Annotated in this window: 12 protein-coding genes; 4 read left to right on the top strand and 8 right to left on the bottom strand. The window is 71.9% G+C overall.

Annotated features, from left to right (window positions below):
- Positions 1-87: 87 nt before the first annotated feature.
- From ACWC1K_RS50235 to ACWC1K_RS50225, 3 genes are all read right to left on the bottom strand, one after another.
- Positions 88-708, bottom strand: a complete 621-nt coding sequence (locus tag ACWC1K_RS50235) for a hypothetical protein (protein ID WP_450840871.1) — start codon at positions 706-708, stop codon at positions 88-90.
- Positions 709-971: 263 nt separating this feature from the next.
- On the bottom strand, positions 972-1,406 hold the full coding sequence (locus ACWC1K_RS50230) for a sec-independent translocase (RefSeq protein ID WP_450840869.1): 435 nt from the start codon (positions 1,404-1,406) through the stop codon (positions 972-974).
- Between the two features lie 204 nt (positions 1,407-1,610).
- Complete coding sequence (locus tag ACWC1K_RS50225; protein WP_450840875.1) at positions 1,611-3,608, bottom strand: trypsin-like peptidase domain-containing protein; 1,998 nt, start codon at positions 3,606-3,608, stop codon at positions 1,611-1,613.
- A 304-nt stretch (positions 3,609-3,912) separates the two neighbouring features.
- Between ACWC1K_RS50225 and ACWC1K_RS50220 the strand changes: the two genes are divergently transcribed.
- Complete coding sequence (locus ACWC1K_RS50220; RefSeq protein WP_450840867.1) at positions 3,913-4,179, top strand: hypothetical protein; 267 nt, start codon at positions 3,913-3,915, stop codon at positions 4,177-4,179.
- 62 nt (positions 4,180-4,241) lie between these two features.
- Here ACWC1K_RS50220 and ACWC1K_RS50215 read toward each other — a convergent pair whose 3' ends face one another.
- Both ACWC1K_RS50215 and sigE read right to left on the bottom strand, forming a co-directional pair.
- The gene (locus tag ACWC1K_RS50215; protein ID WP_450840865.1) at positions 4,242-5,222 is read right to left on the bottom strand and encodes an anti-sigma factor family protein; all 981 of its coding nucleotides are present in this window, start codon (positions 5,220-5,222) and stop codon (positions 4,242-4,244) included.
- On the bottom strand, positions 5,219-5,923 hold the full coding sequence (sigE, locus tag ACWC1K_RS50210; RefSeq protein WP_078912335.1) for an RNA polymerase sigma factor SigE: 705 nt from the start codon (positions 5,921-5,923) through the stop codon (positions 5,219-5,221). Before sigE ends, ACWC1K_RS50215 begins: the two co-directional genes overlap by 4 nt.
- A 301-nt stretch (positions 5,924-6,224) precedes the next feature.
- Here sigE and ACWC1K_RS50205 point away from each other — a divergent pair, with 301 nt between their 5' ends.
- Complete coding sequence (locus ACWC1K_RS50205) at positions 6,225-6,857, top strand: O-methyltransferase (RefSeq protein WP_078912336.1); 633 nt, start codon at positions 6,225-6,227, stop codon at positions 6,855-6,857.
- Positions 6,858-6,950: 93 nt separating this feature from the next.
- Here the strand turns inward: ACWC1K_RS50205 and ACWC1K_RS50200 are convergent, their stop codons facing one another.
- Positions 6,951-7,118: a DUF3117 domain-containing protein gene (locus ACWC1K_RS50200; protein ID WP_003966491.1), complete on the bottom strand. Its 168-nt coding sequence runs from the start codon at positions 7,116-7,118 to the stop codon at positions 6,951-6,953.
- A 375-nt stretch (positions 7,119-7,493) separates the two neighbouring features.
- On the opposite strand from ACWC1K_RS50200, the gene chcB reads away from it, so the two are divergent.
- Positions 7,494-8,297, top strand: a complete 804-nt coding sequence (gene chcB, locus ACWC1K_RS50195; RefSeq protein WP_450840864.1) for a 2-cyclohexenylcarbonyl CoA isomerase — start codon at positions 7,494-7,496, stop codon at positions 8,295-8,297.
- Positions 8,298-8,321: 24 nt separating this feature from the next.
- On the opposite strand, the gene ACWC1K_RS50190 is transcribed toward chcB, so the two are convergent.
- Together ACWC1K_RS50190 and ACWC1K_RS50185 are read right to left on the bottom strand one after the other, a co-directional pair.
- Positions 8,322-8,903 carry a DNA-3-methyladenine glycosylase I gene (locus ACWC1K_RS50190; protein WP_450840863.1) on the bottom strand — a complete coding sequence of 194 codons (582 nt, stop codon included), beginning with the start codon at positions 8,901-8,903 and terminating at the stop codon, positions 8,322-8,324.
- Positions 8,900-9,256, bottom strand: a complete 357-nt coding sequence (locus tag ACWC1K_RS50185) for a DivIVA domain-containing protein (RefSeq protein WP_450840873.1) — start codon at positions 9,254-9,256, stop codon at positions 8,900-8,902. The genes ACWC1K_RS50190 and ACWC1K_RS50185 overlap by 4 nt, the downstream gene beginning before the upstream one ends.
- A 164-nt stretch (positions 9,257-9,420) precedes the next feature.
- On the opposite strand from ACWC1K_RS50185, the gene folP reads away from it, so the two are divergent.
- Positions 9,421-10,281, top strand: a complete 861-nt coding sequence (folP, locus tag ACWC1K_RS50180; RefSeq protein WP_351483490.1) for a dihydropteroate synthase — start codon at positions 9,421-9,423, stop codon at positions 10,279-10,281.
- Positions 10,282-10,390: the final 109 nt, after the last annotated feature.

Below are 10,390 nucleotides of genomic sequence, written 5' to 3'. Positions count from 1 at the left end.
GGTAGCTCCGAAGTTTTGTGACTTGATCGTTCGTGGATTCCCGGCATCATGAACCCATGGACGCCGCCACCCTGCTCACCGAATGGCTCACCGGCCTCTCCCGTACGCCCCCACGTGCACCCCTTGCTGCGTGGAACCCGCGAGGACCCAGCCGAACTCGGACTCGCGGTAGTGGAACGGCGTGGGGACGCCGTCCACCGGCAGCGACAGCGTCGACCAGTCCGGACCGGCCAGGTCGTCCGCGAGGGCCCAGGCCGTCTCGGTCTGCTGCTCCAGCCAGTCGTCCCGCAGGGAGTGGTCCATCTGGCCCGGCCAGGTGAAGGACAGCAGCCCCACACCCGCGAGCCAGGCCGCCGAGGACACCGAGGTGGCCTCCAGGAGCCCCGTGCCGTCCGCGCTGCGCCGCACGGGGTTGGCCGCGACCGTCACCACGACCGCGAACTTCTCCTTGGGCTCTCCGGCCGTCCCGACCGCGTACTCGTTCTTCACGGAGGGCTCTTCGCCGTGCCCGATCGAACCGTGCTCGACCGCGTCGTCGGCCGCCATCCCGACCTGCATCAGCCAGCGCGGACCCGTGAAGGCCTCGTCGAGGCCGTACCACGGGAAGGGCGCCAGCAGGTAGCCGTCGACCGTGCGCCGGGCGGAGGACAGGTGTTCCTGGCCCTCCGCGGCCGGCGCCTGCGCGACTGCCTGACTCGTCGTCTCCATGTGCCCGGACGCCTCCTCGTTCTCGTCGGACCGGAGCGGCCCGCCCCCCTTCGGGCGGCGTTACTCCTCGAAGTACGGTCCGCACAACAACTCGGCAGCATAGCCACCCCGCTCAGGACAGCACGGAAACCGCCCGGCGCGTGGGGCGCGCCGAGGGCGGGTTCAGGCCGTGCGGGGGCGCCGTGGACTATGAAACGCGTCACGTAGGGCGCGGGTAGAGCGCAGGGGATCAGCCGGGGCGTACGGCCCAGAGGCCTGAGTTCTCAGGTGGCGTCCGCGTCGAAGGGCGGGCGGTCGTCTTCCTCGGGCTTCTTCGTCATGTCGACACGGCCGCCGGTGGAACCGGAGGTCGAGGAGGAAGGGGAGGACGGCGCTTCGGTGCTGTGGACGGCGTCCGTGACCTCGGCCATCTCCTTCTTCAGGTCGAAGCCGTTGCGGATCTCCTTGAGCCCCAGTTCGTCGTTGTCCAGGTGCTTGCGGACGAACGTCTTGGGGTTCAGGTCCTCGAACTCGAAGTCCTTGAACTCCGGGCCCAGTTCACTGCGGATGTCCTGCTTCGCGCTCTCCGAGAACTCACGGATCTTGCGGATCGTCCGTGTGACGTCCTGGATGAACTTCGGGAGCTTGTCCGGACCGAAGACGAGCACAGCAAGGACAACGAGCGTCACCAGCTCGAGCGGTCCTATGTCATTGAACACCTGAAGCTCCTTGCGATGTCCTCGGTCCTCGGCCCTCGGTGGTCTGTGCGGGTCTTCCGTGGTCCGGGCCGGATCCACGGTACCCGGCGATCCCGTACGACCGGTACTGTCCCGAGGTTTCCGAGTGCGTCTTCCTGCGCGGTTTTGGGGGTTGTTTGCCTGTGGGACGGTGACGGGGGCACGTGTCTGTGAGGTTCGTGTCCATCAGTCGCCGTCGGCGGAACCGAGCACCAGCGAGATCTTCTTCTCCTCGCCGCCGCGCCGCACGGTCAGCTCCAGGCGGTCGCCGGGGCGGTGGGCGCGGGTCTTGACGATCAGCTCCTCGCCGGAGTGCACGCGCTCGCCGTCCACCTCGGTGATGATGTCTCCCGCCTTGATGCCGGCCTTGTCACCCGGGCCGCCCCTGCTGACGGCGGGGCCGCCCCCGGAGGCCTTGGTGCCGACGCGGGCGCCGTCGCCGGTGTAGTCCATGTCGAGGGTGACGCCGATGACGGGGTGGGTGGCCCTGCCGCTGTTGATGAGTTCCTCGGCGACCCGCTTGGCCTGGTTGACGGGGATGGCGAAGCCGAGCCCGATGGAACCGGCCTGGCCGCTCTCGTCGGTGCTGTTGTCGGCGGACCGGATGGCGGAGTTGATGCCGATGACACGGGCCTTCGAGTCGAGGAGGGGCCCGCCGGAGTTGCCGGGGTTGATCGGCGCGTCGGTCTGCAGCGCGTCCACGTACGAGACGTCGCTCCCGTCGGAGCTGTCGCCGCCGGCGGTGATGGGGCGTTCCTTGGCGCTGATGATGCCGGCGGTGACGGTGCCCTCCAGGTCGAAGGGGGCGCCGATGGCGACGACGGGGTCGCCGACCTGGACATTGTCGGAATTGCCGAGGGCCAGGGGCTTCAGCCCGCGCACATTGCTGACCTTGACGACGGCGAGGTCGTAGCCGCTGTCCCGCCCCACGACGGTGGCCTTGGCGGTGTCCCCGCTGTTGAAGGTCACGGATATCCCGCCCGTAACGCCCGTGGACCCGGCGGCCGGTTCGACGACGTGGTTGTTGGTGAGGATGTGACCCTGGTCGTCGAGCACGAACCCGGTTCCGGTGCCGGACTCGTCGGCGCCGGTCACATGCAGGGTCACCACGCTGGGCAGGGCCCGGGCGGCGATCCCGGCCACACTGTCCGGAGCCCGCCCGGCAGGCTCCTTCCCGGCCTGCGGCAGCTCTACGGCTCCTACGCCCCCGTTGCGCTCGAGGTACGCCCCGATACCCCCACCGACCACACCGGACACCAGCGCCAGCACCACGGCACCCCCCACCAGCCCGCTCCGCACCCGCCGCCGCTCGACGACAGCCCCGGTCTGCTGGAGGGGGGCGGCAGCCCAGGGGTCGTAGTTCTGCCAGGGGGTGGAGAGGAGCGCGGCGCCGGGCTGCGTCGAGCCGGGCGTACCGGCAGGGTCGGGCACGGCGGGGGGCGACAGCTGGGCCGCTGTGCCGGAAGGCTGCGTGGGGGCGGAAGTGCTGTGGGCCTCGGGGGCGGCAGGGGCCGGCGTGCCAGGAGGCCGGGTCGGGTCGAGGGCGCCGTGGGGTTCGGGGGCCGCCAGAGGGGTGGGTACGCCGGTGACGGGTGTGCCGGGGGCCGGTGGCGGCACCGGGGTCGGGGCGGCCTGGGGCGTGGAGGCCGCCACGGGGGTGACCGGCGTCCCGGGGGGCGACGGCGGCATCGGGGCCGGGGCGCTGTGGGGCGGCGTCGGTATCGCCGTGCCCTGCGCGGGTCTGGCCGCCGGGTGCTGTACCGGCGGGGCGGGGGCCCAGGGGCCGGGCTCGCCGTAGGGCGGGGTGCTGTAGGGATCAGGGTCGTGCAGCGGGCGGGGACGCTCGGCGGCGGGCGGGGCGGAGACAGCCGGGTCCTGGTCCGCGAAGGAGGCCGTCCCGGCGGGCGGGCGCAGCTCGAAGTCGCCCCCGGTGGGCGGCTCCTCCGGGTCCTGTCCCCCGGGGGTGCTCAGCGAGCCGACGGTGAGGCCGTCCTGGGCCGTGTCCTGCGGAGCCCTCAGCTCGAAGTCACCGTCGGGGAGAGCGCCTCCGTCCGTGGATGCGCCCTCGCTCCCGGCAACAGCCGCGCCCTCAGCGGAAAAACCTTCCGGCCGGCCGAGCTCGAAGTCTCCCTCGGGCCCAGCCGCGCGGTCGTGGCCGCCGCCCTCCGGCCGACCGGGCTCCACGGCAGCCTCGGGGGCGGCTGTCACACCGCGGTCCACGGACGGCGGATCCAACTCGAAGTCGCCGCCGGCACCGTGTGCCAGGGCCGCCCCACCGTCCACCGGCGCAGTCCCGGCCACGGGTCGCGGCGCCGCATCCGCAGCCCCACTGAGACCGGCCGCGGACTCGGCCACCACCGTCGAGCCCGCAACCGCGGCCGCGACCGTCGGCGCATCCGAAGTCGCGTCCACAGACATCGCCGAACCGGCAGCGCCGCCCGCCGCATCCGCGACGGCCGTCGAGCCCCCGGCCGCCGGTCCTGCCGCCGTGTCCACGACCGCCGCCGAATCCGCAGCTGCGCCCACGGACGCCGGTGAACCGGCGCCGGTGCCCGCAGCCTCCACCCGTCCCGCCGTCGAACCCGGTGCCGCCTCCGCGGCCCCCGGTGCGGGCGCCGCAGGGGTCTGCGGGCGTGGCCGGTTCCACCACTTCGGCTTCGTGGGCTTCCCCTCGTTCATGCTCTCCCCACAGCTGGCCACGGCGCAGCACGGCACGTCGGCGGTGGCCTCAGTCGTCGACTCCGCGCGCGGCTGACTGCCGTGGGCGCGGTCCACCCTGGATTCAACCAGGTTCGCGGGCCGTCGCGCAGGGGCCGGTCAGCGGGAGGTGTGGGGTGAGGAGGGAGCGGAGGCCGAGTCGAGGACGGGTGCGGCCGGCAGGCCGGGGGACGAGGCCTCGGGGGCCGTGGACCAGGAGGTCAGGGTGAGCAGCGGGGTCGTGGTGAGCGGACGTATCAGCGGGGACATCACTGCGGCGCCCGCCATCACGGGGGTGGTCAGCGTGTGCATGGTCTGCGCCGCGGTGGCCGGGCTCGGTACCCCCGGCAGCAGCGGTGCGGACACCTGGGTGGGGGCCACCGGGGCGTCGCCGAGCGACTGCCGGCCCTGCGCGAGCAGCGGGCCGCCGCCCCGGCGCCGCTGGGTCTCGGGAGCCGTCGCGGCGCCCGTCCCCTGCGTACGCATCGGGGTCACATTGCTGCCCGCGCCCGTGCCGCCGCGCGCGTCCGTGGTGTCGACCGGCGTGCCCGCCGTGACGCCGCCCAGCGCGACCGCGGCGAGCGACACCGCGCCCGCGGCGACGAACGCGAACCGCATCCCGCGCGAGGCCGAGCGTTCGGCCTCGTGTCGGCTGACGTCGTGTATGCGGAAGCCGCGGTCCGCGGACGGCGGGAGCATCGGGGCGTGCGAGGAAGAGGAGGGGACGTACTCGAACTCGAAGCGCTCACCCCGCTTCAGACCGAAGACCCCGGTGCCGCCCGGTCTTCCGGGGGTGCTCCCGAGGAGTCCACCCCCGCCGAACGGCGAGCCACCGCCGTTCGGATCATCTCCCCCCGGGAGGCCCTGCAGCCGGGCCAGAAAACTCTCGGAGGGCGGCGGCGGGGCTGCCTCCGCGAACACGTTCTTCAGCTGTCGCTGCGCATCGGCCTCCGCCTTGCACTTGGCGCAGGTGGCCAGGTGGGCGAGGACACGCTCGCGCGACTCATGACCGAGCTCTCCGTCCACCAGGGCGGAGAGTCGGTCTCCCAGATGCTGCTCGGCCAGACGCCTTTCGGCGGGGCTGGGTCGTGTGCCACTCACGCGGTCGCGCCCCCTCCCCCCAGTGCGGGTACACGAGGCACGAAGGAACGCCGCTCGGAGGCCCGGGCCTCCGGCGAACGGTGGGCGAGAGCCTTGCGCAGCTGCGAGCGGCCGCGGTGGATCCGGGAGCGGACCGTGCCCAGCTTGACGCCGAGGGTTGCGGCGATCTCCTCGTACGACAGTCCTTCGATGTCGCACAGGACGACCGCGGCGCGGAACTCGGGCGCGAGGGTGTCGAGAGCCTGCTGGACGTCCGCGTCGAAGTGGGCGTCGTTGAAGACCTGCTGGGGGGACGGCTCGCGGCTCGGCAGCCGCTCGGCCGCGTCGTCGCCCAGGGCGTCGAAGCGGATGCGCTGCTTGCGGCGGACCATGTCCAGGAAGAGGTTGGTGGTGATCCGGTGCAGCCAGCCCTCGAAGGTGCCCGGCGTGTAGGTCGACAGGGACCGGAAGACGCGGACGAAGACCTCCTGGGTGAGGTCCTCGGCGTCGTGCTGGTTACCGGTGAGGCGGTAGGCGAGTCGGTAGACGCGGCCACTGTGTGTGCTGACGATCTCCTCCCAGGTGGGCGGAGTCCACGCCTGCCCGTCCGCGTCGGTGGAGAAAGTCGCGGTCTGGGCGTGGTCAGCGGCGTGGCTGGGGTCAGCAGCGGTGTCGTTCACGGATTTCGGCCTGCCTGCCGAACCGAGAAAGCGCCGCAGCACTCCTCCCCGATCCACAGGCGCAGCCGCACCTCCCCTGTCGGCTCTGGTGGTGTCCAGTGGAGCCCCTACCATAGCCACCTCGCCCGTTAGCTCCGGATAAGCGGTTTTACGAGAATTTGATCTGGGCTGATACCGCTCGGACCCCTGCTTCCGCAGTTGCTCCGGCCGCTGCCCCTCATCGTGATCCAACTGTGTCCCCCCGTGCCGTCTCCTACCCCTCTAAACGCCCGGTCCCATCTGCGGGTTCCCGGCCCCAACGGATACAGTCACGCCCAGGCAACCACGGGGACAGGAGAGGGTCATTACCGGCAACCGGCAGACGAGCTGGGCGTTCGCCGACGCCTACGTCGCCGAGGACGAAGTGCTGCGCTGGGCCCGCGACCGGGCCCGTGAGGCGGGCCTGCGCTCGGTGTCGCCCGGCACGGGCTCCGCGCTGCGGTTGCTGGCGGCTTCCGTGGACGCGAAGGCGGTGGCGGAGATCGGCACCGGCACCGGTGTCTCCGGCATCCATCTGCTGCACGGCATGCGCCCGGACGGAGTGCTGACCACCGTGGACCCCGAGCCGGAACACCAGCAGTTCGCCCGCCAGGCCTTCCGCGCCTCCGGTTTCGCCAGCAACCGCGCCCGGTTCATCCCGGGCCGCGCCCTCGACGTCCTGCCCCGGCTCGCGGACGCCGGCTACGACCTCGTCTTCTGCGACGGCGACCGTCTGGAGTTCCTCGACTATCTCGCTGAATCGTTGCGTCTGCTGCGCACCGGCGGCCTCGTGGTCTTCGAGGGCGTCTTCGCCAACGGCCGCACGGTGGACTCGGGCCCGCAGCCCACGGAGGTCCTGCGGCTGCGGGAGCTGCTGCGTGCGGTGCGCGAGAGCCAGGAGCTGGTGCCTTCGCTGCTGCCGGTGGGCGACGGACTGCTGTGCGCGGTCAAGCGGTGAGGGGCCGGAACACGGGTGGGAAGGTCCGGGAAACAGCAACCCCGGCACCACTTGGATGCCGGGGCAGCTGAAAGGGTATGGTCGCTTTCCGCGTCAGCCGACGACCTTCTTGAGGGCGTCGCCGAGCGCGTCGGCCTCGTCAGGGGTCAGCTCGACGACGAGCCGACCGCCGCCTTCGAGCGGAACGCGCATGACGATGCCCCGCCCCTCCTTGGTCACCTCGAGCGGGCCATCGCCCGTCCGCGGCTTCATGGCCGCCATGCTCGTTCCCCTTCCTGAAACCAGCTCATCGTCAAAGCCGACGGCCCTGGGAGGGCACGCCTGTCCAGCGTGGGACACGCGACACCGGCATCGAACACATTGCTTCCCAGCCATTATCCCGCATCTCAGGACCCGATGACCAACATCAGTCGGCATCGCTTGGGCAACGCGCGCGAGCAAAACCACTCAATTCGGCGATGTGACTGCGATACTGCGCGGCCGCACGGAGTTCCGCCGACCGGGAACCGTCCCGGATTCTTTGACGCAGGTCACACGTCCACTCCGGTCTCCCGGCGGTGATCTCCGCCATGCTGTCCTACGGACAGGGGCGTACCGGCCGGTACGCCTGAACCGCGACAGCCGAGGGGACACACCATGGCCGACACCGTGCTCTACGAGGTGAGCGACGGACTCGCGACGATCACGCTGAACCGCCCCGAGGCGATGAACGCGCTGAACATCGCGACGAAGGTCGCCCTGCGGGAGGCGGTTCGCTCCGCGGCCGAGGACGACGCCGTACGGGCGGTGCTGCTGACCGCCGCCGGGGAGCGGGCGTTCTGTGTGGGTCAGGACCTCAAGGAGCACATCGGGCTGCTGGCGCAGGACCGGGAGACGGGGTCCGGGCAGACGATGAGCACGGTGAAGGAGCACTACAACCCCGTCGTGCGGGCGATCGCCGGGATGCCGAAGCCGGTGGTGGCCGGGGTGAACGGGGTGGCCGCCGGGGCCGGCTTCGGTCTCGCTCTCGCCGCGGACTACCGCGTCGTCGCGGACACCGCAGCCTTCAACACGTCCTTCGCGGGGGTCGCGCTGACCGCCGACTCCGGCATGTCCTGGACCCTGCCGCGGGTCGTCGGCCCGGGGCGCGCCGCCGACCTGCTGCTCTTCCCGCGGAGCATCAAGGCGCAGGAGGCGTACGAGCTGGGGATCGCCAACCGGCTGGTGCCGGCCGGCGAGCTGCACGCCGAGGCGGAGAAGGTGGCGCGGGCCTTGGCCGAGGGGCCGACCGTGGCGTATGCGGCGATCAAGGAGGCGGTGGCCTACGGGTTCTCGCACACCTTGTCCGAGACCTTGGACAAGGAGGACGAGCTGCAGACGCGGGCCGGGTCGTCCGAGGACCATGTGATCGCGGTGCAGGCGTTTGTGAACAAGGAGAAGCCGAAGTACTTGGGGCGGTGATCTCCGTTGTGGGGTGCGCGCCCCTTACGGGGCGCTCCTCGCGACGCACGTCTCCAAGTGGTCGTCCACCAGCCCGCACGCCTGCATCAATGCGTACGCCGTCGTCGGGCCGACGAAGCGCAGGCCCCGTTTCTTCAGGGCCTTTGAAAGGGCCGTCGACTCGGGGGTGACCGCGGGCACGTCCCCCAGAGTCTTCGGAGCCGGTCCCGGCGCCGGTGCGTAGGACCAGATGAAGGTGTCCAGCTCCCCCGGCTCCCACTCCGCCAGCACCCGCGCGTTGGCCAGTGTCGCGTCGATCTTGGCTCGGTTCCGGATGATGCCGGGGTCGGTGAGGAGGCGGGCGCGGTCCGTCTCCGTGAAGGCGGCGACCTTGGCGATCCTGAAGTCGGCGAAGGCGGCGCGGAAGCCGGGGCGGCGGCGCAGGATCGTGATCCAGGACAGGCCCGACTGGAAGGCCTCGAGGCTGAGGCGCTCGTAGAGGGCGTCGTCGCCGTGGACCGGGCGGCCCCACTCCTCGTCGTGGTAGGCCACGTAGTCCTCGGTGGACAGGGCCCAGGGGCAGCGCAGGGCGCCGTCCGGGCCGGCGATGGCGGTGCCGTCGCTCACTGCTGGTCCTCCCGGCCGTGCACCGGCTTGTCCATGGAGACGTGGTGTGCGGCGGCCTGGGCGCCCGCCAGTGCGGACTCCAGGTCGGCGATGCGGGCGTCGCGCTCCGCGAGTTCGGCACCGAGGCGGTTGAGGGCGTCGTCGACGTCCGCCATGCGGTAGCCGCGGGCGGCGAGCGGGAAGCGGAGGCTGTCGACGTCGGCGCGGCCCACGGGCCGGTCCGGCGGCAGCGGGTCCTGCAGCCGCTCCGGGGCGACCTCGGGCAACGGGCCCTCGCTCTCCCCGCCGCCCACCACGGCCAGTGTCACGGCGGCGACCACGACGGCGAGAGCGACGACCAGGAACAAGAACATAACCATCGCTGTGGTCCCCACGCTCGATGTTCGGAAGCTGGATGAAGCTGAAGATGAAGCTGAATGTGTCAGGGTCCGATCGTGCCATGCGAGTCTGACAGTTAGGGTCGCAGGCGGCCGAGGAACCGGTCTCACCCAGGTCGTACTACGAGAGGTCACAGGGGATGCTCAGGCTGGGCAGGCGCGCGTTCGAGGCGCACGAGCCGGTGATCATGGCGATCGTGAACCGGACCCCGGACTCCTTCTACGACCAGGGAGCGACCTTCCGGGACGAGCCCGCCCTCGCGCGCGTGGAGCAGGCGGTGTCGGAGGGCGCTGCCATCATCGACATCGGCGGGGTGAAGGCCGGTCCGGGCGACGAGGTGTCGGCCGAGGAGGAGGCGCGGCGCACGGTGGGGTTCGTCGCGGAGGTGCGGCGGCGCTTCCCGGACGTGGTCATCAGTGTGGACACCTGGCGGGCCGAGGTCGGCGAGGCCGTGTGCGAGGCCGGCGCGGATCTGCTGAACGACGCGTGGGGCGGCGTCGACCCCGGCCTCGCGGAGGTCGCGGCGCGGTACGGGGCCGGGCTGGTGTGCACGCACGCGGGGGGCGCCGAGCCGCGCACGCGTCCGCATCGGGTGACGTACGACGATGTCGTGGCCGACATCCTGCGGGTGACGCTGGGGCTGGCCGAGCGGGCGGTGGCGCTCGGGGTGCCCCGGGAGTCCGTGCTGATCGATCCCGGGCACGACTTCGGGAAGAACACCCGGCACAGCCTGGAGGCGACGCGGCGGCTCGGCGAGATGGTCGACACGGGGTGGCCCGTCCTGGTCTCCCTGTCCAACAAGGACTTCGTGGGCGAGACCCTGGACAAGCCGCTGAAGGAGCGGGTGGTGGGGACGCTCGCGACCACGGCCGTGTCGGCGTGGCTGGGCGCGCAGGTCTACCGGGTGCACGAGGTCGCCGAGACCCGGCAGGTGCTGGACATGGTGGCGTCGATTGCGGGGCATCGGCCCCCGGCGGTGGCTCGGCGGGGGCTGGCGTAGAGCCCGCGGCGGAGCCGCTGATGGATGCAGCCTCGCCCCCGCCGCCCCTACCCGTCCCGTCCCTGGGGGCTGCCGCCCCCAGACCCCCGCTTCGGCCTGAACGGCCTCG

The sequence above is a fragment of the Streptomyces sp. NPDC001492 genome, assembly GCF_053597275.1.
The sequence above is the reverse complement of the archived record's forward strand: the minus strand, read 5'-3'. Positions and strand labels throughout refer to the sequence as shown.